Annotated in this window: 19 protein-coding genes; 7 read left to right on the forward strand and 12 right to left on the reverse strand. The window is 38.7% G+C overall.

Translation table 11 applies throughout. From position 1 onward, the window contains the following. Window positions 1-127 precede the first annotated feature (127 nt). Window positions 128-1,999: a SurA N-terminal domain-containing protein gene (locus CFY84_RS02310; protein ID WP_088822583.1), complete on the forward strand. Its 1,872-nt coding sequence runs from the start codon at window positions 128-130 to the stop codon at window positions 1,997-1,999. 389 nt (window positions 2,000-2,388) lie between these two features. Then, on the forward strand, window positions 2,389-3,423 hold the full coding sequence (locus tag CFY84_RS02315; protein ID WP_407640184.1) for a 3-deoxy-7-phosphoheptulonate synthase: 1,035 nt from the start codon (window positions 2,389-2,391) through the stop codon (window positions 3,421-3,423). A gap of 47 nt (window positions 3,424-3,470) precedes the next feature. On the opposite strand, the gene gcvH is transcribed toward CFY84_RS02315, so the two are convergent. Continuing rightward, entirely contained in the window at window positions 3,471-3,845 is a 375-nt protein-coding gene (gcvH, locus tag CFY84_RS02320; RefSeq protein ID WP_088822585.1) for a glycine cleavage system protein GcvH, read from the reverse strand. A gap of 243 nt (window positions 3,846-4,088) precedes the next feature. Between gcvH and CFY84_RS02325 the strand changes: the two genes are divergently transcribed. After that, window positions 4,089-5,270: a lactonase family protein gene (locus CFY84_RS02325; protein WP_088822586.1), complete on the forward strand. Its 1,182-nt coding sequence runs from the start codon at window positions 4,089-4,091 to the stop codon at window positions 5,268-5,270. A 50-nt stretch (window positions 5,271-5,320) separates the two neighbouring features. Here CFY84_RS02325 and CFY84_RS02330 read toward each other — a convergent pair whose 3' ends face one another. The 7 genes from CFY84_RS02330 to CFY84_RS02360 all read right to left on the reverse strand — a co-directional run bounded on the left by CFY84_RS02330 (window position 5,321) and on the right by CFY84_RS02360 (window position 16,335). Beyond that, a complete protein-coding gene (locus CFY84_RS02330; protein WP_088822587.1) occupies window positions 5,321-7,339 on the reverse strand; it encodes an esterase/lipase family protein in 2,019 nt (672 codons plus the stop codon). 105 nt (window positions 7,340-7,444) lie between these two features. Next, window positions 7,445-8,392 (reverse strand): ABUW_2363 family tetratricopeptide repeat lipoprotein, encoded by a 948-nt coding sequence (locus CFY84_RS02335; protein WP_088822588.1) that lies wholly within the window; start codon window positions 8,390-8,392, stop codon window positions 7,445-7,447. A gap of 107 nt (window positions 8,393-8,499) precedes the next feature. After that, window positions 8,500-9,321 (reverse strand): serine O-acetyltransferase, encoded by an 822-nt coding sequence (cysE, locus tag CFY84_RS02340; RefSeq protein WP_088822589.1) that lies wholly within the window; start codon window positions 9,319-9,321, stop codon window positions 8,500-8,502. Then, a complete protein-coding gene (locus tag CFY84_RS02345) occupies window positions 9,318-10,163 on the reverse strand; it encodes an RNA methyltransferase (protein ID WP_088822590.1) in 846 nt (281 codons plus the stop codon). Before CFY84_RS02345 ends, cysE begins: the two co-directional genes overlap by 4 nt. A 17-nt stretch (window positions 10,164-10,180) precedes the next feature. After that, complete coding sequence (dnaE, locus tag CFY84_RS02350; RefSeq protein ID WP_088822591.1) at window positions 10,181-13,741, reverse strand: DNA polymerase III subunit alpha; 3,561 nt, start codon at window positions 13,739-13,741, stop codon at window positions 10,181-10,183. Between the two features lie 161 nt (window positions 13,742-13,902). Next, the gene (locus CFY84_RS02355; protein WP_088822592.1) at window positions 13,903-14,958 is read right to left on the reverse strand and encodes an asparaginase; all 1,056 of its coding nucleotides are present in this window, start codon (window positions 14,956-14,958) and stop codon (window positions 13,903-13,905) included. A gap of 141 nt (window positions 14,959-15,099) precedes the next feature. Beyond that, window positions 15,100-16,335, reverse strand: a complete 1,236-nt coding sequence (locus tag CFY84_RS02360) for a pyridoxal phosphate-dependent aminotransferase (protein ID WP_088822593.1) — start codon at window positions 16,333-16,335, stop codon at window positions 15,100-15,102. A gap of 144 nt (window positions 16,336-16,479) precedes the next feature. On the opposite strand from CFY84_RS02360, the gene msrB reads away from it, so the two are divergent. Next, on the forward strand, window positions 16,480-16,899 hold the full coding sequence (gene msrB / locus CFY84_RS02365; protein WP_088822594.1) for a peptide-methionine (R)-S-oxide reductase MsrB: 420 nt from the start codon (window positions 16,480-16,482) through the stop codon (window positions 16,897-16,899). Beyond that, on the forward strand, window positions 16,896-17,381 hold the full coding sequence (locus CFY84_RS02370; RefSeq protein ID WP_088822595.1) for a glutathione peroxidase: 486 nt from the start codon (window positions 16,896-16,898) through the stop codon (window positions 17,379-17,381). Before msrB ends, CFY84_RS02370 begins: the two co-directional genes overlap by 4 nt. Before the next feature lie 37 nt (window positions 17,382-17,418). On the opposite strand, the gene CFY84_RS02375 is transcribed toward CFY84_RS02370, so the two are convergent. The 3 genes from CFY84_RS02375 to ruvC all read right to left on the reverse strand — a co-directional run bounded on the left by CFY84_RS02375 (window position 17,419) and on the right by ruvC (window position 21,509). After that, complete coding sequence (locus CFY84_RS02375) at window positions 17,419-19,602, reverse strand: TonB-dependent receptor (RefSeq protein ID WP_088822596.1); 2,184 nt, start codon at window positions 19,600-19,602, stop codon at window positions 17,419-17,421. A gap of 252 nt (window positions 19,603-19,854) precedes the next feature. Continuing rightward, the gene (bioB, locus tag CFY84_RS02380; protein WP_088822597.1) at window positions 19,855-20,850 is read right to left on the reverse strand and encodes a biotin synthase BioB; all 996 of its coding nucleotides are present in this window, start codon (window positions 20,848-20,850) and stop codon (window positions 19,855-19,857) included. A 110-nt stretch (window positions 20,851-20,960) separates the two neighbouring features. Then, window positions 20,961-21,509: a crossover junction endodeoxyribonuclease RuvC gene (ruvC, locus tag CFY84_RS02385; RefSeq protein ID WP_088822598.1), complete on the reverse strand. Its 549-nt coding sequence runs from the start codon at window positions 21,507-21,509 to the stop codon at window positions 20,961-20,963. A gap of 238 nt (window positions 21,510-21,747) precedes the next feature. Here ruvC and CFY84_RS02390 point away from each other — a divergent pair, with 238 nt between their 5' ends. Further along, a complete protein-coding gene (locus CFY84_RS02390) occupies window positions 21,748-22,290 on the forward strand; it encodes an FxsA family protein (protein WP_088822599.1) in 543 nt (180 codons plus the stop codon). Window positions 22,291-22,370: 80 nt separating this feature from the next. Here CFY84_RS02390 and CFY84_RS11245 read toward each other — a convergent pair whose 3' ends face one another. Further along, window positions 22,371-22,544: a hypothetical protein gene (locus CFY84_RS11245; RefSeq protein WP_171289017.1), complete on the reverse strand. Its 174-nt coding sequence runs from the start codon at window positions 22,542-22,544 to the stop codon at window positions 22,371-22,373. Window positions 22,545-22,678: 134 nt separating this feature from the next. On the opposite strand from CFY84_RS11245, the gene CFY84_RS02395 reads away from it, so the two are divergent. Then, on the forward strand, window positions 22,679-22,924 hold the full coding sequence (locus tag CFY84_RS02395) for a hypothetical protein (RefSeq protein WP_088822600.1): 246 nt from the start codon (window positions 22,679-22,681) through the stop codon (window positions 22,922-22,924). Window positions 22,925-22,928 lie beyond the last annotated feature (4 nt).

Here is a 22,928-nt window from a genome sequence, read left to right on the forward strand (position 1 = left end):
GCAATAGGAATAAAAGCGCGCCAACGGGCGCGTTTTTTATGTGAAAGGCTGAAAAAGACAAATCAATGCATTCATTCATGGGTTGATTTCAGTTAGAATTGCACGCAAATAAGATATTGGAATACTTATGGAATCGTTTCGTAAACTGATTAGAGGTTGGTTGGGTAAAGTATTACTTGTTTTATTCTTAATCCCTTTAGCATTAGTGGGTATTGAGGGTTATTTTGGCGGATCAAACAAAGGAGATGTCGCTAAACAAGTAAATGGACAACCAATATCAAATAAAGAGCTTGATGAACTGATAAAAGCATATCAACAACAATATTTACAATTTGTACAAGGCGATGAGTCGCTGTTAAATACCAATGCTATCAGAGAATCTGCGCTTAATACTTTAATCGCACGTACTTTACTTTTGCAGCAAGCTGATCAACTTGGTGTAAAAATGAGTGACAGTCAATTTGTTCAAATGCTATCGCAATTGCCTGACTTTCAGGTGGATGGTAAGTTCAGTAATGAAGTATTTGGAAACTATCTGCGCAGCAGAGGCATTACCAAAGAAATGCTTACAGCGAACTTACAGCAAGATCATGCATTAAAAATGTTGTCTGGAACGGTTTCAAATTATGCCTTAGTCAGTCCTACAGCCATTGAACGTTTTGCAGATTTACAAACCGAACAGCGTGAATTGTATTTGTCGAGCATAAAACTTGATGAGTATAAGAAAGGTATTACGATTTCAAATCAAGAAGCTGCAACGTATTATGAGCAACATAAAAATGACTTTAGACGTAATGCCTCTGTAGACGTTGATTATGTCGTGGTTAAACCTGATATGGTGACTGCGAAAACGCCGTTTACTGTGACCGATGCTGAGCTTCAACAAGCCTATACACAATATGTTGAAAAACAAAAGAATAGTGTGCCAAAAATCGTAAAACATATTTTGATTACACAAGATACACGTTCTGATGCAGAAGCATTAAAGCTTGCCAATGAAATTGAAGCAAAAATTAAAGCAGGTCTATCGTTTGATGCAGCAGCAAAACAATATTCAGAAGATCCATCATCAAAAGATAAAGGCGGCTTAATTGCTGGATATCAAGCAGCAACTTTAGGTTCAGCTGAATTTGATAATGCAGTGAATGCATTACAAAACCAAGCAGTATCACAACCTGTGAAGACAAGCTTTGGTTATCATATTATTCAAATGCATACAGAGCCTGTAAAAATTGAAAGCTTCGATGCAATGAAAGCAGCATTAACTACACAGCTTGAAAAGAGTAAGGCTGCAAATCTGTATACAGATACCGTCAACAATTTAAATGATACAGTGGTGTCAAATAATGCTTTGGACCCAATCACTGAGCAAGTTAAAGCAGCGATGGTTCAAACAGCCAATAATGTGACCTTATGGACCAAAGACCCGTATTTAAGTAATGCTGCAGTGAAAGCTAAATTGTTTAATGACAGTGTAAAAGGTGGCGACCGCAATATTTCCACCAGTGTTCAATTGCCAGATGGCAGTAACATTTGGGTTAGAATCCGTAACTATCATGCAGAAGGCTTACAAACAGCAGAGCAAGCACAAGCTGATGTTAAAGTGAAGCTATTAAACAAAAAAGCAGCTGAATTGGCTAAAGCGAAAATTGCAACCACATTGGCTGCATTTAATACGCAGCCTGCTGCAGAAGTTATGGCGAAAGGCAATATTAAGTTTGAGAAAGCGGGTTTATATACTCGTCAAAATTTAAAGCAAGATATTGCGAAAGTTGCTTTTACTTTACCTGCTCCTAAAGCCGGTATGTGGTCGGTTGGTGCTGCAGATTTGGCAGATGAATTGGTTATTGTTGCTGTGGCGCAAGTCAAAGCAGACGGATTCAAGTCATTTAGCCCTGAGCAAAAACAGCAAGTTACACAAGCATATCAACAATCACGTGCAGAGCAAGAGCTTGCAGATTATGTTGATTATTTAAAATCAACAGCAAAAATCAAGTAAATTCAATAAAAAAGCATCTTCGGATGCTTTTTTATTTTTCACTATTTTAGACTTGTCAGTTTTTTAAAAATAGCGTATGTTAAATTGAATTCACATTGAATAAACAAGACATATATGAACGGTGTTCAACAATTTAACATTACTTACGCATATTTTTGGCATTTTAGATAATTGCCCAAATCGTGTGGGCATTCGAAAAGTAGGTTGCCCACCGATGTACAAAACCTGATTGGCAACCACCAATCAGGTTTTTTTGTTTTTATATACTGGAGATTGAGCAATGAAAAACGATTTTAACTTGTTTTTTGGGTTTTACCGAGACTCTATAGATCAACACCAGACCTTGATTGAAGTAATAAAGTGAGGGTTAACACCCAAAAAGGATAAATATGAATACTGTAGTTTCACCTGAACGTTCGCAGCAAAAAGAAAAAAAGCTCACCACACCAGCGCAGTTGAAAGCACAATTGCCGCTGTCTACGACATTACAGCACGTGGTATTTGAGCATCGAAAAACGGTTGAAGATATTTTGGCTGGTCGAGATCAGCGTTTGCTTGTCATCATGGGACCATGTTCAATTCATGATCCAGTTGCTGTAACTGAATATGCAACCAAGCTCAAAGCCCTGCAAGATCAAGTGCAAGAGCAAATTTTTATTGTGATGCGAGCATATATCGAAAAACCAAGAACAACGGTCGGGTGGAAAGGTTTTTTATATGATCCAAATTTAAATGAACAATGCGATTTACAAGCAGGCTTAGAACGTTCTCGCCAACTTTATATTGATTTAATTAACATTGGTATTCCACTTGCGAGTGAAATTTTAAATCCGATGGCAACAGGCTATTTTGATGATTTAATTGCTTGGGGTGCGATTGGTGCAAGAACATCTGAATCACAAATCCACCGTGAAATTGCAAGTAGTGTGCCATTTGCGATTGGATTTAAAAATGGTACAGATGGCTCAGTACAAATTGCTTTAGATGCGATTCAATCGTCTAAAGCACAACACGATTTCTTTGCCTTGGGTGCAGAAGGTGGTCCTGTATTACGCAGCAGTTTAGGAAATCCACATCCACATCTCATTTTACGTGGTGCCAATACAGGGACCAATTATGATGCAGCTTCGATCTTAGCAATTAAAGAGAAAGTTGGCGAAGCTATGCCTGCATTGGTGGTCGATTGTAGCCATGGCAATAGTGGAAAGCAGCCGTTAAAACAGCCTGCTATTTTAAAGCAAATTATTGCTGAACGTGCTTTAACAGGTGTTAGAGGGGTTATGGTCGAAAGTCATTTGGTGGATGGTGCACAAAAAATCACAACACAAATGATATATGGTCAATCCGTTACAGATGGTTGTTTAGGATGGGAAAAAACCGAGCAGCTTATTTTGGAGATCCAAAACGATTTAACATCGCACTAGATTTAAAGCAGGTACATGGTCTTGATAGATCATGTACCTTTTTTTAATTATAGGCCGGCTTCATAGTCAGCTTGAGTGAGTAGTTTCTCAAAATCTTCAATATGATCGGGCTTGATTTTATAAATCCAACCGTTGTGGTAGGGGTCTTCATTAATCATTTCAGGGTCATCGTCAAGTGTTGTATTGACCTCAACAACAGTGCCTGTAATAGGCATGTGAATATCTGATGCTGTTTTCACAGACTCAACTACACCAATTTGTTCAGTGGCTTGAACATGTTGACCAACTTCTGGTAATTCAACATAAACAAGATCACCTAAAGCGTCTTGTGCATGATCTGAAATACCTGTCACAATCAATTCACCTTCAACTTTTGCCCACTCATGAGTGGCTGCATATTTGCGGTCTGTAGGATGATGCATAATTTTTCCTAGGATGGCAGTTCATTTTGAATCAGTGTATACAACTTCATTTTGTTTTTCATCTGCTTCTCATTTTATTGTTTTGTTAAGTAACCAAATTTATTGATATGTGACAATCACTTGTCTAGCCTAAGCGAACAATTTATGATAAAAAAAGATCTAGTCAAAGTTTTATAAATTACAGTTGCTGGTTTTGAGAGCAACATATTATATTTTCATCAGTCTGTCAGTAAGGATGTTTAAATGAAACCATTGAGTAAATTTGCAATTGCGCTGGGTCTATGTGCACCATTATTCATGAGTACAGCAACATTTGCGGAGAAAAAAATAATGATTCCAGAACAAAAATTTCTAGTTGGTACGTGGACAGGGTTGCCTGAAGGCTCAAAAGTTTCAGCACACATTGCAAGTGAGGGGATTTATACAGTCAAACTCAATGCAGATGGCAGCTTAACACCACTTGGTGAAGTGAAAATTCCTCATCCATCATGGATTACTTTTTCTAAAGATCACAAATTTGTATATGTGACCAATGAATCAGAAAATGGTGCAGTAACTGCACTTAGCCTGAATAAAGATGGCGAGCTTAAAAAAATTAATGAAGTGAGCAGTAAAGGCGATCATCCAACACATTCAACACTATCAACAGATGGTAAGTATTTGTTGGTTGCAAACTATTCTGCAGGTGGTAAAGACTCAGGCGTATCTGTGTTACCGATTCTTGCCAATGGTGCAATTGGTGAAGTGGTACAAAATATTCTTTATCCAAAAGGCACAGGCGCTATTCCTTCGCGTCAAACATCAGGTCATGCCCATTCAGTTACCTTTACTCCAGATGGTAAGAAACTATATGTGGCTGACTTAGGTGGTGATATTGTTCGTGTATATGACTATCAACCATCAAGCAAACAGCCTTTAAAAGCTGACCCTGCAAGCGATTTACATTTTCCTAAGGGCAGTGGTCCACGACATCTTGTTTTCGCATCACATGGTAAATTTGCGTATGTGACCAGTGAAATGTCTGCAGATGTGACTGTGTTCGAGCTGAAGAATGGCAAGTATACTGAAATCCAAAAGCAAACTTTACCTGAAAAAGATCATATCGATCACAAAAGTGCTTCTGGTTTAGCATTTTCACCAGACAATAAATTTTTATACGTAGGTAACCGTAAAGAAATTAACGAAATTGTCGGCTATAAAGTAGATGAAAAAACAGGTCTTCTGACATTGGTTGGTCGTTACTCTAGCGGTGGTTTAGAGCCTCGTGCGTTTTCAATTGACAAATCAGGCGAATATTTGATTGTTACAAACGTGCATTCGCATACTGTGAGTCAATTTAAACGTGACAAAGTGACTGGTGCATTAACACCAACACGTGTTGCTTTACAAATTGGTCAACCTACTGATGTGAAATTTATTCCATAAGTATATTGATGTTGAGCAATGAAAAATGCCTTCGTTTGAAGGCATTTTTTTTATTTACTGTTTGGCTTATAAAGACCGTGGTCAATCAAATGTAAACGTAGAATTCGTCTTAATTCTAAAATAGCTTCGGGGGATTCTTGAATAGAATGTCCACCTTTAAAGATTTTTTCGGATTCTGCAGAATCTAAATGCGCACTTTTATACGGAACAATGCCATCTGTAATCATTTTAGGGTCATCGCTGTTGGCAATGTTTCCCATAATTGAATGATATTCAAAACCTTTTTTTGGCATAATGTTTTTAGTTAATTCCATAAACTTGGACTGATAACTTAAATCGCTCGGGCCATTTTGAATAATAAAGTTGTCGATTTGTTTGGCAAAATCTTTAGGATCAATACCATCTTTAACTGAGTCTGACAATGCACTAATAAAGGCACCAGGTAAACGAATCACTTTACGTGCAACACGAGTAAACCATAAATCAGCAAAAGCAGTACCACGATGAGGTGATGCTAAAAATACTGCACGATCAAAATTGCTAATGGGTTTCATATTAATACGATCGACCACAAAAGGATCATTTTTATATTTATTAAATGTGTGTGATCGAATTAATTTCGAGGCAGGCTTACTGATATTGGCATTACTGACCAATAATCTTGAAATTACACCGCCCATACTGTGCCCAATTAATACAGCATCTTTTGCGGCTGGAGCTTTCGGGTCAATCTGTCCAAATGCTTGTGTCACAATGGCATAGATTTGATAGCGACTCTCAAGCATTGGCATATTGGTTGAATAAAAGACTTGCCATACTTGATAGTGTTCACGCAGTACTTTGTCACCCATAATATCATTGGTTAACCGAATCCATGCTTCTGGACTACTTGCCAAGCCATGAACCAATACAATCACTTTTTTATTGGGATTATAGGGTTCAAGCATATAAAGATGTGGCATGGTCAATTGTTTATCACGGTCAATCAATGATAAATATGCAGCTCGGCCTAAATTATTATCAGCCAACCATAACCCATAAGGAGCAGAGAAATTGGCTGCAAGTGGATAAGATTTACCTTCAACCTGTAGGCTGTCAAATTGGTATGGGTCGGTAATTTTAATGCGTAATGGTGCTGCATCGAGTAAGTCTTTGACACTGGTTTTTGGTTCAGGCTCAATTGAAATTGTTGTCGATAAATATTGCGGTGAATGGATATTGGGATTCACCGATTTTTCGAACTTATGATTCAGTGTATCTAATATATATTTATTTTCTTCAGGGAGCTTATCTTTTGGTAAAACTGTGACAAATTCTGAGCCAAAACCATCGCGACGGTTGATAGAGCGTAAGCCCGAAAAATTAAGATTATACGATGAAATAAAATCTTGAATTTTGACATTATTTAGCTGCGGAAAGCGGCTAGAGTCAATAATGTATTCGCTTTTCCCAACTTTGAAGTTGTCATTTGCTGTATTTTCTGGCTTTAATGCAGAAGATAGCATGACCAATTTTGCTGTAGCTTGATTATAAAAGTCACGTACTTGAACTTGACGGTTGTCAAAAATACGCTGATCTGGATTTCTCTCTGTTTTGAACAAATATGCATAACTATAGCGAATACTGCGGTCAAGCATTTGCATTTCTTCAGTGATGCAATCATTTTCTACATTTGATGAAGTTTGCTTGTTTTCTGTGGCGATATATTTATCTTTCACTTTGACTTTACATGCAGCAGATTTTTCTAATGTCATGGCTTTGGCAAGATAGAGTTCACTTGCTGTTGAGAAGAATTGCTCATTAGGAATTTGTGGAATCTGTTGAATATCAGTAAGGCATGATGCTGGATCATTTGAACAAAATTTTGCTTCACGACCTGTCATAGACAGTACATTCAGGCTGGCTTCGCTAATTTTATCACGTGTTAAAATACTGTCTCGTTCATTGGTGATGGTGATGTTAAAGGCTTGTTGTTTTACACTGACCACTTGACAGGCGCTGAGTAGGAGGGTGCTCGATGTGAATAAAATAAGCAAGAATACAGGAGGTTTAGCGAAAAGATTGAGCATAGAATCCGAAAATAAGTCGAGTGAAATTATCTATATACGACCATCATCTATAGCAAAAAACAGACCGCTTCACAAGCGGTCTGTTTGAACGAGCTGACTATATGATCAGTTCTTAGCGGTTTTGCCACTGCCTGTTAAAGTTTCCCAAACATTAGTGCGACCTTGGGTTTGAATTTCTTTAATTAAGCGGTCTGCAACAGCAGCTTCTTCAGGATATTTGACTTTATAATTACGTAGTGTCGTGATGGCATTACGGTTTTGTTCAAGATATAAATAGTTATTGGCAGCAGATAAATAAGCTTCTTGTACCCCAGCTTTAATGGCTTTATCTAAATAAACAATGGCTTCACGTTGACCACCACCTTCTGATAAGTTAAAGCCAAACCAAAAGTTTACAATTGGGTCATTTGGGTTGAGTTTTAATAAACGCTGACCATATTTAAGTGCTTTAGATGTGTACTGAGAACCTAAATCTAGATTTCTTGCCATGATACTGGTTTTGAATGCACGGATTAATACATCATATGATGCATTGTCTTTATCTGCATATGGATCTAGAAATTGGCTGGTTTGGCGCAGCTTATTTTCAAAGCCTTTACGTACATTTTTACTGCTAAATTTTGGTGGGTAGTGACGTGCTTGGCCTTCTACCAATTGAATGAAGTCATCAATTGCTGTGACATCAAGTTGGTTCGGTCCAGCAAGTGGTAAGTACTTAACATCTTTCCCTTTACTGTCAATTGTTGGAACAATAATACGGTTGATATCAAATGTAGTTTGTTTGGTTGGATCTTGTGGATCTGTAACAATCATTTTAGTAACAGGTTGAGCCGCTGCTTTTTTTAAGTTGACTTCAAAGTCTGATGGTTGATCATAATCGCTTTCATTCAACACATAAAATGGTGCAGGTAATCCAGGCTCTTTAAAAATAATAGGCTCTTGGATAATATTTTCGCTTACGGTAGGGGTGCTCTTTTGTTGCGGTGTAATGCTATTACATGCTGAAAGTAACGAGGCCATAAGTGTTGTTAATGCTATTGTTTTCAATCTCATAGTTTTCTTCCAGAATTGATATTGTTTTGTTTAAAGTCATAAAATGTAAGCGTATTCGCAGTGTAATGTAAATGAAAATACGCATACAATGTAAAGCATGTAACAATTTAAGTTTTTGATTGATTATTTTGTGCTTCACACTCATGTCGAATTTGTTCAAGGATATCAAGTTCAGCTTGCGTGAAGGGTTGGTTGTCTGCTGATTTTTTAATATAAGTTGGGTCAAGCAGTGATAAACGATGGCATAGGGTATTCATTCTTTTTTCATTTTGTTGTAAACGATCAAGTAAAACACGCATACCATCTAATACTGGGTCAGATTGATTAGGTGATGTGGCATAAGGCTGAAAACCTATGCTTTCAGCATAGTTTCTGCGTGCTTCCTCTACTTCCTGATCTTGATGTTGTGTTGTACTGTTTTTATAAATGTAGCGAGCAGGATTACCAACAGCAGTGACATTTTCAGGAACAGCTTTTGTCACGACGGCATTAGACCCAATTTTTGCATTTTTTCCAACGGTAAATGGGCCTAGAATTTTTGCGCCAGCACCCACAATCACACCATCTTCCAATGTAGGATGGCGTTTACCTTGCTTCCATGTGGTGCCGCCTAATGTGACGCCATGATACAGTGTGACATCATCACCGATTTCTGCAGTTTCGCCAATGACCACGCCCATGCCGTGATCAATAAAAAATCGCCGTCCAATTTTTGCACCAGGATGAATTTCAATTCCTGTGGTAAATCGGCTAAATGCAGATAGGCTACGAGCAGTGACTTTGTAGTTTTTTTTCCAAAGCTCATGTGCAACACGATGCATTGCCAAAGCATGAATGCCAGGATAGGTAGTAATGACTTCAAAGGTGTTTCTTGCTGCCGGATCTCGTGAAAATACAGCTTTAATGTCTTCTTTGAGCTGTTTTATCATGATTCTTGATCCTCTTTTTTTGTGATTGTTTTTTGAAAGCGGCCTTGGCTTAATGCTTGAACACGGCTAAAGACCCCACGCAACAGATTATACTCCATTCGATCAAGCTGCACTCGACCAAATAAACGTTTTAAACGGGTTGGCAATAAGCGTGGATTATTGGGATCAAAGAATTCAATTTCCTCAAGCATTTTCTCTAGATGAGGATAAAACTCTTGCATTTGTGCTTGTGTGACTAGGGGTTCATCCCATTGCATATGGTGCTGAATCACAGGCATTGTTTCGGTTGAAGTTGCCTCTTGTTTATGGTCAATGTATTCAGATGCAGCCATACGAAATTCATAGCAAATAATTTGAATGGCTTGTGCAACATTTAATACGCCGTAGTCTGTATTGACAGGAATCGTGACATGATAATTTGCCAAAGCAAGTTCTTCATTGGTGAGTCCACGATCTTCTCGACCAAACAAAATAGCAACTTGATGCTGATGATTGACCACTTGTTGAAGTGCAATTTGGCTTGCAGGACGGACATCTAGCAATGGCCATGGTATCGTCCGACTCCGTGCGCTGGTGCCAAATACCATATGACAATCTGCAATTGCATCTTCTAGTGTATCCACCACAATAATGTGTTCCAACAGATCAGTGGCACCTGCAGCCAAAGCATTAATGTCTGGATGAGGATAAGTTTTTGGTGCCACTAAAACAAGTTGGCGAATGCCCATGGTTTTCATGGCACGTAATGCGCTGCCAATATTGGCAGGCAATGTGGTGTTCACCATGACAATTCGAATATGGTCAAGATGCGTGTTAATGTGCTGATTGGCTGAGGCTTGCATAATGTTGTCCAAGCAATTTATGAGTATTGGCTGATATTTTGCGGTTGATGAGCGAATGCATCAGTGAGTTGATCATTGACCGCATTTAATTGGCTGTCGTGCATTTCTAAAGTTCTCACTTGCGCTGCTTTAGATTTAATTTGATATTCAATCGCGATATGTTCTTTACCAAAATGGTCACGTAGTTTTGCCAATACTTCATCGAGCGGTGCAATGTTCCATTGTGCACCTAAATGCAAATCAGTTTGCGCATAAGGAAGCTCTATATGAAAGATAATCGGTATGTGTTGACATAAGTCGACATGGCAATACGGCATTAAAATAGCTTTTAAATCGTGGGCCAAGGTTTTTGGTGCATGGTCAAGTGGTAAATGAATACGAATACTTTGTGCTCGTTTTTGTCGAATTTCATTCAAGCTAAAGGCTTTAGATAATCGAGACATCGGGCGGTCATAACCCTCACGCTCATAGACATCACCTTCAATAACAATCACATGATTGGCTTGAATGATATCTTTAAATCGCTGGAATCGCTCATGATTACAACTAACTTCTAAGCGCGCAGTGCCATCATCAAGTGTGATCATCATGCGGTTTGGAAAATTAGCCACATCGACCACAAGACCTGCAAACACCGTGGTTTGACCACGTTTTGTTGGGGTGATTTCATTGAGTTTAGCTGGAATAAAAAATTTAAGCTCTGGACGATAAACATCAATAGGGTGACCTGTAAGGTATAAACCTAACGTGTCTTTTTCACCTTTTAAACGCACTTCATCTGCCCATGGTTTGACAGGCTTAGTCGGTTTACGTTGAATTTCTTCAACTTCACCAAACAAATCCATCATACCTGTTTCACGGTTCTGCCTTGCTTGTTCAGCAGCTTGCACAGCTTCAGGCAGTTGAGCCATTAACGTAGAACGCTCTAATCCTAAACAATCTAATGCACCTGCACGAATCAGCGCTTCAAGCGTGCGCTTATTCATTTTTTTCAAGTCTACACGGTGGCAAAAGTCAAATAAGTCGATATACATGCCATCTTGTGTTCGTGAGTCAATTACAGATTGCATGGCTTGCTCACCAACACCTTTAATTGCACCTAAACCATATACAATGGTGTGTTCATCAATGGCTTGAAAGCGGTATACCGATTGATTAATCGATGGCGGTAATACAGTCAATTTATTGTTGCGACAGTCATCAATTAAAAAAACCACGCTGTCGGTATTTTGCATTTCCGATGATAAAACCGCAGCCATAAATTCAGCAGGATAATGTGCTTTTAACCATGCTGTATGATAAGCAACCAAAGCATAAGCTGCTGCATGCGACTTATTAAAACCGTAGCCTGCAAACTTTTCCATAAAGTCAAAGATGTGGTTGGCTGTGGCTTCATCAATATCTTTTTCGGCAGCACCTTCAATAAAAATTTGACGCTGCTTAACCATTTCTTCAGGTTTTTTCTTACCCATGGCACGGCGTAATAAGTCTGCGCCACCTAAGGTGTAACCTGCACAAATTTGCGCGGCTTGCATAACTTGTTCTTGATAAACCATGATGCCATAGGTCGGTTCTAATACACCTTCAAGCAGTGGGTGAAGGTATTCAAAATCTCCGCCGTGCATTCGATGAATAAAATCGGGAATCAGATCCATCGGACCTGGTCGGTACAGTGATACAAAGGCAATAATTTCTTCAAATTTACTTGGGCGCGCTTCTTTTAACATGCGTTTCATGCCCAATGATTCAAATTGGAACACGGCTGTGGTATTGGCATCCGAGAAAATGGTATATGCCTTTGCATCGTCAAGTGGCACATTACTAATATCAATAGGTTGATCTAGTTTTAAACGTTTATTGATATTTTGAAGAGCATCTTCAATGACGGTTAAATTACGTAAGCCCAAGAAGTCAAATTTAACTAAGCCTGCTGATTCAACATCATCTTTATCATATTGCGCAACGCGGTTACTCCCATCTGCATCACACATAATGGCAGAAAAGTCTGTAATTTTACCGGGTGCAATCACCACGCCGCCCGCATGTTTACCCGTATTTCGTGTAATGCCTTCTAATTTGAGCGCCATTTCCCAAATTTCACTGGCATCTTCATAGTCAGGGTTCGATGGATTGGTCACCACATCTTTCAGTTGCGGTTCCATATCAATGGCTGTTGCTAAGTCAACGCCCAATGGTTTGGTGGGCACAAGTTTTGAAATACGATCGGCAAGACCATATGACTTGCTTAATACACGGGCAACATCGCGAATCGCACCTTTGGCAGCCATTGTACCAAAGGTCGCAATTTGTGATACAGCATCACGACCATAATGACATGCGACATATTCAATGACGCGATCACGTCCACTAATACAAAAATCGACATCGAAGTCGGGCATAGAAACCCGCTCTGGATTTAAGAATCGTTCGAAGAGTAGGTCGTAGCGTAATGGATCAAGATCTGTAATTTTTAAGCTAAATGCCACCAATGAGCCTGCCCCTGAACCACGTCCTGGTCCAACGGGTACGCCGTTATTTTTTGCCCATTGAATAAAGTCCATGACAATTAAGAAGTAGCCCGGAAATCCCATGTTGAGGATAATTTTAACTTCGTAATCAATTCGCTCATCATATGGTTTTCGGATGCTTGGCCAATTTTCATCACGGGTATGTGCGGGGTAGAGTTGTTCTAAGCGGTCTTCAAGTCCTTGTTTTGAAAGATGTTCAAAATAAGTGTCAATGGTAAAGCCATCAGGAATTGGGTATTCTGGCAAAAAGTAAGTGTCTAAACGTAAATTTACATTACATCGTTTGGCAATTTGGACTGTGTTTTCGATGGCACTTGGAATGTCTTTAAACAGGGCAATCATTTGCTCAGCAGTTTTAAAGTATTGTTCTTGATTATAAATTTGTGGACGGCGCTGATCTGCTAAGACATAGCCATCTGCAATACAAACCCGTGCTTCGTGTGCTTCAAAATCTTCAGTTTTAATAAAATGCACATCATTATGCGCAACAACACCGACATGATGTGCCATAGCTAAAGGCACTGCACCTGAAATAAACGTTTCTTCATGGGCACGGCCCGTGCGGGTTAGTGCCAAATAGACGCGATTACCAAATACATGATGCCAAGCATCAAATGCAGGTTCTGCTTTGTCGGGATTTGAAGAGCATAAGAGTTGACCAACATCACTCGCTTGGCCAAGCAACACAATGAGATCTTCATGCTGTTGTAAAATCCATTCTTTTTTTACGCAAGGTACATCAAGAATTTGCCCTTCAATATAGCCACGCGATATAATTTCGGTCAGATTTAACCAACCTGCATTGCTCATTGCAAGCAAAGTCACACGATGGGCTGCATCTTCAAGTTGTACTGTTGCACCTAAAATAGGTTTAATATTTTTGGATAAACAACCTTTATAGAATTTTACAGCAGCATGAATATTTGATAAGTCAGTCAGTGCCAATGCAGGCATTTTTTCTTTAGCTGCAGTGTTTAACAATTCCGGTATACGGACAATTGATTCAGTAATTGAAAATTCTGTATGAATACCGAGATGAACAAACTGCATTAAAGATTCCTTAAATCAAATCAAAGGGCATTTTAACACGCTATTTGCGGATTGACTGATGAGAATTCTGATTTATATGTAGGAATAAAATATATTGCACTAAGATAAAACAATGCGAGTGCCCACATTTGGAACACTCGCACCATGAATGACACTAAAAATTAATAGGTATAGAACATTCTTTGTAATTCTTTCGCATCAGCATTTTTTGTTAACGCAAGTGCTGTCAATAAGCGTGCTTTTTGTGGGTTTAAGTCATGTGCAGCAACCCAACCATATTTGTCATCTGGTTGTTCAGCATTGCGGACAACAAAACCTTGTGGTACACGTGATGAACGCACAATTTGAATACTTTGCTGCTGTAACTGATTTAAAGTTGGCACAATATACTTAGGCACTGAACCATTGCCAGTACCTGCATTCACAATTGCTTTTACACCAGCTTGTTGTAATGCTAAATAAGATTGAGCAAGCATATTGTCAGAGCCATAAACAATTTGCACAAGCGGCAGAGTATCTGTCTTAATATCTTCAATATTAAATTCAGACGTATTGTTATGACGTTTGGTTGTTTCTCTAAACCAATATGTTTTACCTTCAACGACAGTACCTAATGCACCCCATTGACTGTTAAATGCATTGGTATGAATGTTAATCGCTTTCGTCACATCACGAGCAGCAAAAATACTGTCGTTCATCATGACCAATGTCCCTTTACCTTTTGCATCGTCTGATGATGCTAGGGCAACAGCATTATATAAGTTCAGTGGACCATCTGCAGACAATGCTGTACCTGGGCGCATTGAACCTACAATAACAATAGGTTTATCTGTATGAATAACTAAATTTAAGAAAAATGCTGTTTCTTCTAAGGTATCTGTACCATGAGTAATAACAATGCCGTTTACATCTGGTTTTTTTACTAAATCGTTGATTTGACGTGCAAGTGCAACCAACTCACGGTCAGTAATGTTTTCAGAGGCGATTTGTAAAGCTTGAATACCACTTACATTTGCAAGATCTTTGATTTGTGGTACGGCATTTAATAAATCATTTACTGGGACTTTTGCAGCAGTGTAGGTTGCACTGTTGGTTGAACTTGCACCAGCACCTGCAATTGTGCCGCCTGTTGCAACAACAACAACATTATTTTTAGCATAAAGATGAGGGGAAAGAAGGCTTAGCGCAAGTGCTAAAGAAGTCAGCGTCTTTTTCATGACATGTGTCCCTTAAAAATAATTGTAATATGGATGCAACATATATGCCAAAAAAGTGTAACACAGGGCGAATTAAAAGCAACTACAAGATAGGGTACAACTGTGAACTGCACGCAAATGATGCATGCAGTCCGATAGGTGTTAGCGTAGTGTCGCTAAAAAACGACCAATCCGTGTGATCGCTTCTTTAAGCTCATTTTCTGCAGGTAGAAATACCACTCTAAAATGGTCAGGCGTTGGCCAATTAAAGCCCGTACCTTGTACCAATAAGACTTTTTCTGCACGGAGCAAATCAAGCATTAATTGTTCGTCATCGTGAATTGGATAAATATTGGGATCTAAACGAGGGAAACAATACATAGCACCTTCAGGTTTAACACAGCTGACCCCTGGAATTTCATTGAGCATATTCCACGCAATATTACGCTGTTCATATAAGCGTCCCCCTGGTCGGATCAAATCATTGATGGTTTGATACCCGCCAAGGGCAGTTTGAATCGCAAATTGAGCTTGGTGATTAGCGCATAAACGCATTGAGGCCAACATATTTAGACCTTCAATATAATCTGCTGCCCGAGTTAGGTCTCCTGTAATCGCCATCCAACCTGAGCGAAAGCCTGCAATACGATATGACTTAGACAATCCATTGAAAGAGACGCACAATTGATCTCCAGCCAATGAAGCTAAAGACACATGCTCAATACCGTCATAGATGACTTTGTCATAGATTTCATCTGCAAATAAAATCAGGTCATGTTTCTTGGCCAAAGCCACAATTTTTTCTAAAATATGACGTGGATACACTGAACCTGTTGGATTATTTGGGTTAATTACCACAATACCTCGGGTACTTTGTGTGATTTTACTTTCCATATCTGCAAGATCAGGATACCAATGGTCTTCTTCATCACATTTATAATGAATGGCTGTTCCACCTGATAAATTGACTGCAGCAGTCCATAACGGGTAATCAGGCATAGGTACAAGCATTTCGTCGCCGTTATCAAGTAGACCTTGCATTGCCATGACAATAAGTTCAGATACACCATTGCCAATATAAACGTCATTGACATTCATATCACGAATGCCTTTTTGTTGGTAATACTGACAAATGGCTTTACGTGCAGGAAAAATACCTTTTGAGTCGGTATAACCGACTGCATTAGGTAAGTTTAATGCCACATCATTAATAATTTCTTGTGGTGCTTCAAAACCAAATGGGGCGGGATTACCAATATTCAGCTTAATAATCCGATGTCCTTGCTCTTCCATTTCATTGGCGGCACGTAACACAGGTCCACGAATATCATAGCAAACATGCTCGAGTTTTGATGATTTTTTGATCTCGCGTGGGGGTGTGTTACCTAAAATAGGCATAGTGATATCCAATGGTTTGATAAAGAAAAAATAGATTACTTAAATTGAACAATCTATGTAAAATTTCTCTAGCATTTTAGTCTGCGGTAGCGTAAATATAAAGAAAGCATAGTATTGAAATTTATAGCTATAAGGAGGTTTATCATGGGAAAACTCAATAAAACAGACCGTGAGTGGAAAAGAGAGTTATCACCTGAAGAGTATCGTGTCACTCGAGAGAAGGGTACTGAAGCACCTTATACAGGTAAATATTGGAATACAAAGCAAGAAGGGCAATATCAATGCAGATGCTGTGGTGAGGTATTGTTCTTGTCTGACACTAAATATGACAGTGGTTGCGGTTGGCCAAGTTTCTTTAAGCCCGTTAATCATACTGTCATAGAAGAAGAGCAAGATTTGAGCCTTGGGATGGTACGTACAGAAATCACGTGCAGTCACTGTGGAGCGCATTTGGGTCATGTGTTTGAAGATGGTCCACAACCAACAGGCTTACGTTATTGTGTAAACTCCGCTTCACTGAATTTAAAAACAAAAGAAAAAAATGACGGAGAAACCTATCCATGACCACAATTTATCAGCTTGAAGCTGATTTAATTAATGGCAATGAAAAGCATTTTGTAGACTATAAAGATAAAGTTCTATTAATTGTGAATACTGCCAGTAAATGTGGCTTTACCCCGCAATTTGCAGGGCTTGAAAAATTGCATCAAGCCTATCATGACAAAGGGCTTGAAGTGCTCGGTTTTCCGTGTAACCAATTTGGTGGGCAAGACCCAGGCACATTGTCAGAAATTGGTAGCTTTTGTAAAAAAAATTATGGTGTGTCATTCACCATGTTTTCTAAAGTTGATGTTAAAGGCCGCGATGCACATCCTATTTTTCGCTTTTTAACCCGAGAAGCAAAAGGGGTGTTAGGATCTCAAAACATCAAATGGAACTTTACAAAGTTTTTGGTGGGACGCGATGGTCAAGTGCTTCAGCGTTATGCTCCAACAACAAAGCCTGAAACATTACATGAAGACATTGAGCGTGCACTAAGTACATAAAAAAGGAAGCAAGTGCTTCCTTTTTTATTAATCTATTTTAAAAGTCAAAACTTGCACTCAGCATAAAGGTTCTTGGTTGCCCCGCAACTAAATAACCATAATTGCTATTACTTGCACTGTTGATGTTATCAAACAAACCAACTGACGACCAATAGTCTTTACCAAGTACGTTGTTGACTCTAAAGTTAAGCGTTGTTGGTACATTTACAATTTGTGTTTTATATATTGCACCTAAATCAAGCGTGGTCCACGGCTTAACTTTTAAGCGATTGTCTAGGGTGGCATGGGTTGTACCCGTGTAGACCACTTGTGCATTAAGTGAAATATCTTGTGGGATAGGCAATTGCCAATCAGCCCCTAAATTGGCTTGAAATTCAGGCACACCAACTTCTTTTTTACCATCATATAGCATAGACCCTGTATTTTTCTGTTTTGCACTTATCCAAGATACACCGCCTAACACTTTAATGGTGTCTGTGATTTTGCCATAGGTATTGAGCTCAATACCTTGGTGTACATATTTACCGCTGTCAGTAAATACACCATTTTCAGTTACTGCACGTTGTTTATCAATATGATAAACACTCATATTTGTACCAATGAGATCATTTTCATATTTGACCCCAATTTCTTTTTGCTTTGCTACAAAGGGTTTTAAAGTATCACCGGTACTATTTGATAAGCCTTTAGCCAATGATTCCATGTAGTTGGCATATGCAGAAAATTGTGGCGTGAATTTGTAGGTTAAGCCAAGTGCTGGCGTTACTTTGCTTTCATCATATGCAGATGTTTTTACTTGAGTATATGAATAACTATCTTGTTTTACTTCTTGGTAGCGTAAGCCAAGCATAACAATTAAACGATCATCTAGCATGCTGAGGTTATCGCCCAATGCAAGACTTCTTAATTGGGTACGGTTAGTGAGTTTAGGTGTATTTAAATCTCCACCTTGAAATAGTGAGTTTGAAAGCGTTGGGATACTATATTGTGTAGCAGTATAGATGTTACTATTTCGGGTATTAAAAAAGTCCATGACATAAGCATTACGAGAGTTTAACTGGAATGCTGAAGCCGATAAAACCAACTGATGGTTGACTTTACCTGTTGAAAAATGGCTACGTATACCGATTTCACCAGTATTGACCAAGTCAACACGGGCATTTTCAAAGCGATAAAAGTTGCTGCTACCATTGTCATTCAATAATGTATAGTTACCTAAAGCATTTCTTTCTGTACCGTGACGAAAACCATAAGCTGCATAAGCAGTGGTCATGTCATTGAAATCATATTCAGCGCGGTAACTGCCAAATACATGTTCTTCGTTAGAATATGTCCATTTTTGTGCATAATTACTTGATGCATCAACCGCCGTCGGGATGGATTGAACCCCTGCACCCAAAGTCACATTTGGACGAGTTGCATTTAAACGGTTATTGCTATAACCCATGTCGCCTGATACGCGAAATTGATCATCTTGGTAGTCTAGCCCAATTGCAGCTAACCCTAATTTACTTTTTTCTTGATCTACAGGGGTATTTCCGCCATGGTAAGCTGTATTAATTCGGACGCCAAATTGCTGATTTTCACCAAATCTGCGTGATACATCATTTGCAATATAGCCGCCATTAAAATCTGTACCCACTGTCACACGGTTTAACGGTTCAATACCTGCACGTTTAGGCAGTAAATTAATTGCACCACCAATACCACCACTGCTTGGCATACTGCCATTTAAAAATGCAGATGCACCTTTTAATACTTCAACACGTTCAAAAAGTTCAGTTGGGATATATTGACGCGGTAAAATTGAATAGAGGCCATTATAAGCGGTATCATCTGAGCCTAAGTTAAACCCCCGAATATAATAATTTTCTTGAAAGTTACCAAAGCCACGCCCAACGCGAACACTTGGATCTGCACGTAAGACATCACCCACGCTGCGAGCTTGTTGTTTTTGAATATATTCATTGGTATAGCTGGTTAAATTAAAAGGCGTATTTAAGTTCTTTTGATTACCAAAAATACCAAGGCGTCCACCTGATGCAACTAATCCACCCGCAAATTTTGGCATTAAACCTGTTGCTGATGCATCTGCACTCACCACCTTAATGATTTGTAATTGTGTTGTATTGCTGTCTGTTAAAGCAAGGGTTGAATCTTCTGCATAAGCTGTGTGTGACGCAATTGCGACCATCATTGAAAGTAATGAAAGTTTGCGCATAAACAATAAATCCATGTTCGAATTGGGAGATAGACACGCATTCTATTATAAATCTAAGTGTAAATAAAAACAAAAATCATTTAATTTTATAAGATTGTTTTATTGGGCAATATACCAATTGTAAAGTCATATTTTTAAGTGAAAACAACAAGAAGGGTGTAATTTAGCCTAAGCGTTAATGATAAGTAATTTTTAATCTTCGAATGTAAGACATAAAAAAGCCCTGAAAACTCAGGGCAAGAAAAAATACTTTTAAGCGGATAGTGACATTGCATCGGTAGAGAGTTCAGCCACACTTGGTTTTGGTTTCTCAGGAGTTAATCCTAATTTTTCGAATAATTGTTTGTCACGACCATCGCCTGCATTTGGCGTTGTCAATAATTTTTCACCTGAGAACAATGAATTTGCACCTGCCATAAAAGCCAAAGCTTGATCTGAGTCAGACAATGCTTCACGACCTGCTGATAAACGAATATAGCTATGCGGCATAATAATACGAGCCACGGCAATGGTACGAATCCACTCAGTTACATCAAGCTTATCCACATTTGCAAGAGGGGTTCCTTCAATTGGAACTAGCATATTAATAGGTACAGATTCAGGGTGTAGAGGCAAGGTGGCTAACTCGTGCAACAAACCAATACGATCTTGTTTACCTTCACCTAAACCCACAATACCACCACTACATACTTTGAGTCCTGCTTGACGAACATGGTCAAGCGTGTCTAAGCGGTCATCGAATGTCCGTGTGGTAATAATATTACTGTAATATTCACGAGATGTATCAAGATTATGGTTGTAATAATCTAGCCCTGCATCTTTTAAGCGAGTGGCTTGAGATTCATTTAACATGCCTAAAGTCATACAAGTTTCCATACCAAGCGCTTTGACTTCTTGTACCATCTCTAAAACATATGGCATATCACGCTCATGCGGGTTACGCCATGCTGCACCCATGCAAAAACGTGAAGAACCTGATTCCTTAGCTGCTTTTGCTTCTGTAATTACTTTTTCTACGGCAATTCTTTTTTCAGCTTCTAATTTAGAATCATAACGTACGGATTGTGAACAGTATTTACAATCTTCAGGGCATTTTCCTGTTTTGATAGACAAGAGCGTGCTGACTTGTATGGTATTGGCTTGAAAATGCTCTCGATGTATTTGTTGTGCTTGAAAAACCAAATCTAAAAAAGGTTGATCATAAAGCGCTTGGATGTCTGAGCGAGTCCAATCATTTCTTACCGTCATTGTCATTTCCGTGTAAATATTAATTAGGGCTAAAGTCTAGCTGCAATGATACAGAAAATTTACTAAAGCCATAGGGCAAAATACTCCAAATTATTGGAGGGTTTTGTTGGTTATCTGCGCCGTTGACCCACAGATCGGCTTCGGCCACGAGCCATACCACCTAATGCATTTAGAACAGCCAATTTACTCATGCTGCCAGAGGCGTGTGCATGGCAGATTGCAGCAGCAAGTGCATCTGCTGCATCTGCTTGTGGTCGAATTTGTAATTTGAGCAACTTCATAACCATCATTTGTACTTGTTCTTTATCTGCAGCGCCATAGCCAACTACAGATTGTTTAATTTGCCGTGCTGTATATTCAGCAACATTTAAGTCTAAATTCACAAGAGCTGCAATTGCAGCACCACGCGCCTGACCTAATTTAAGTGCAGAGTCTGGGTTTTGTGCCATGAACACTTGTTCGACAGCAGCTTCTGTTGGACCATGAAATTTCACAATCCGATCAATTCCCGCAAAAATTCGTTTTAAGCGTTCAGGAATGGCTTGAGTTTCAGTTCTCACTGTTCCAGCATCAATAAAACGCAATTCACTGCCTTGGCATTCAATAATTCCATATCCGGTTAAACGTGAACCAGGGTCAATCCCAATAATTAATGCCATAATCAAATTTTAAAATTAAAACCGCATTATATGCAGGACTGGCTTGATTTTGACAAGGGGAGATGAGCTTTTTACTGAATTAATTGTCTATCAATCGTTATAATTTTTTTCTAAAGTCGCTCAAAGCCTCTTTAAAAAGCTAAAATCGCCCATACAGAAGATATATAATGAAAGTATTTTGCAAAGAGAAGTTTTGTAAAATATATAACGATGATATTAACAGGATAAGCTAAATTTCATGAATGTTGTTTTAATGGTAATTATTGGCGCGGTTGTAGAAATTGCTGTGTGGGTTGCAGCTGCGCAATTTATCAGTGGTTGGTATATATTCTTCTGGTTTATTGCAGCTGCAATCATCGGTTTTAAGCTTTTACGCTCAAGCGCATCAAGCATTATGCCGCAGATGCAACAAATGCAAATGACAGGGCAGTTAAATGCAGATGCAACTGTTTCTCGTAAAATTGCAACTGCAGTGGCTGGTGTGTTATTTATCATTCCAGGATTGATTTCTGATCTATTGGCACTGCTTATTCTTTTACCACCTGTACAAAAAATGGTAGTGCGCACAGTTATGGGTGCCATGGCAAAACGCCAACAAGCCATGATGGAAAAAATGATGGGTGGGCAAGCCGGTGGACCATTTGCTGATTTGATGAAGCAAATGCAAAACCAAGCAGGTGGACAACCGCGTGGTGGCTCAAACGTCATTGATGGAGAGGCAAGAGAAGTTACCCCAGATACCAAAAGAATTGATTCAAAAGATGTGAAAAAAAATAAATGATCTAATTATTTTTGGAATGAAATGAAGTCAACCTACATAGGTTGGCTTTTTTAATAGTTTCATAAAATTAGAGTCTTGGGTTATTCCCCTTGAGGTTGGTCAGAAGTTTTTTTGTTGTTATGATCTTCTGTAAGACGTTTTGTATTGGCATATAAATGACTCTTTAGTTGTGTAATCTGATTTTCAGAGCGATCATATTTTTGACTACGATTGGCTCTTTCTCGAAATTGACCTTTATTAATCAGCTTTAACATATATCAACCTTTACATTTCATCTCGTTTTTTATTCTAACAAAAAAATTTGTATCTGCGGTATGATATAAATGCAAAATATGTATAATAAAAATATACCCGTCATAGAAATAATTATAAAAATGGGAGATAAACTATGGGATATCAATATAAATGTGCTTGCTGCAATCAATCTGTAGAAGCAGCTGCAAAAACATGTCCATCATGTGGTTCACATGCCATTCAAAGTCCATTCGGGTTTTGGCACTTTTGTATTTTAACTTGCCTTGGTGTCAGTTTTGCTGTTGCACTAAGTGATATTTATTTTAAAGAACAAGATGACCGCAGCATGGGCATCCCTAAAGTATCAAGTAATATTCTTGGTCCAATACAACATTCGTAAGTAC

It is taken from the genome of Acinetobacter apis (genome assembly GCF_900197575.1).
Classification (GTDB): domain Bacteria; phylum Pseudomonadota; class Gammaproteobacteria; order Pseudomonadales; family Moraxellaceae; genus Acinetobacter; species Acinetobacter apis.

Excerpts from the sequence above, each read along its gene's own strand:
- CFY84_RS02355 (WP_088822592.1), bottom strand. The coding sequence starts at position 14,958 with ATGAAAAAGACGCTGACTTCTTTAGCACTTGCGCTAAGCCTTCTTTCC.
- cysE (WP_088822589.1), bottom strand. The coding sequence starts at position 9,321 with ATGATAAAACAGCTCAAAGAAGACATTAAAGCTGTATTTTCACGAGAT.
- msrB (WP_088822594.1), top strand. The coding sequence starts at position 16,480 with ATGGGAAAACTCAATAAAACAGACCGTGAGTGGAAAAGAGAGTTATCA.
- CFY84_RS02390 (WP_088822599.1), top strand. The coding sequence starts at position 21,748 with ATGAATGTTGTTTTAATGGTAATTATTGGCGCGGTTGTAGAAATTGCT.
- CFY84_RS11245 (WP_171289017.1), bottom strand. The coding sequence starts at position 22,544 with ATGTTAAAGCTGATTAATAAAGGTCAATTTCGAGAAAGAGCCAATCGT.
- dnaE (WP_088822591.1), bottom strand. The coding sequence starts at position 13,741 with ATGCAGTTTGTTCATCTCGGTATTCATACAGAATTTTCAATTACTGAA.
- CFY84_RS02360 (WP_088822593.1), bottom strand. The coding sequence starts at position 16,335 with ATGCCTATTTTAGGTAACACACCCCCACGCGAGATCAAAAAATCATCA.
- gcvH (WP_088822585.1), bottom strand. The coding sequence starts at position 3,845 with ATGCATCATCCTACAGACCGCAAATATGCAGCCACTCATGAGTGGGCA.
- ruvC (WP_088822598.1), bottom strand. The coding sequence starts at position 21,509 with ATGGCATTAATTATTGGGATTGACCCTGGTTCACGTTTAACCGGATAT.
- CFY84_RS02315 (WP_407640184.1), top strand. The coding sequence starts at position 2,389 with ATGAATACTGTAGTTTCACCTGAACGTTCGCAGCAAAAAGAAAAAAAG.
- CFY84_RS02370 (WP_088822595.1), top strand. The coding sequence starts at position 16,896 with ATGACCACAATTTATCAGCTTGAAGCTGATTTAATTAATGGCAATGAA.
- CFY84_RS02375 (WP_088822596.1), bottom strand. The coding sequence starts at position 19,602 with ATGCGCAAACTTTCATTACTTTCAATGATGGTCGCAATTGCGTCACAC.
- CFY84_RS02325 (WP_088822586.1), top strand. The coding sequence starts at position 4,089 with ATGAAACCATTGAGTAAATTTGCAATTGCGCTGGGTCTATGTGCACCA.
- CFY84_RS02345 (WP_088822590.1), bottom strand. The coding sequence starts at position 10,163 with ATGCAAGCCTCAGCCAATCAGCACATTAACACGCATCTTGACCATATT.
- CFY84_RS02395 (WP_088822600.1), top strand. The coding sequence starts at position 22,679 with ATGGGATATCAATATAAATGTGCTTGCTGCAATCAATCTGTAGAAGCA.
- CFY84_RS02335 (WP_088822588.1), bottom strand. The coding sequence starts at position 8,392 with ATGAGATTGAAAACAATAGCATTAACAACACTTATGGCCTCGTTACTT.
- bioB (WP_088822597.1), bottom strand. The coding sequence starts at position 20,850 with ATGACGGTAAGAAATGATTGGACTCGCTCAGACATCCAAGCGCTTTAT.
- CFY84_RS02330 (WP_088822587.1), bottom strand. The coding sequence starts at position 7,339 with ATGCTCAATCTTTTCGCTAAACCTCCTGTATTCTTGCTTATTTTATTC.
- CFY84_RS02310 (WP_088822583.1), top strand. The coding sequence starts at position 128 with ATGGAATCGTTTCGTAAACTGATTAGAGGTTGGTTGGGTAAAGTATTA.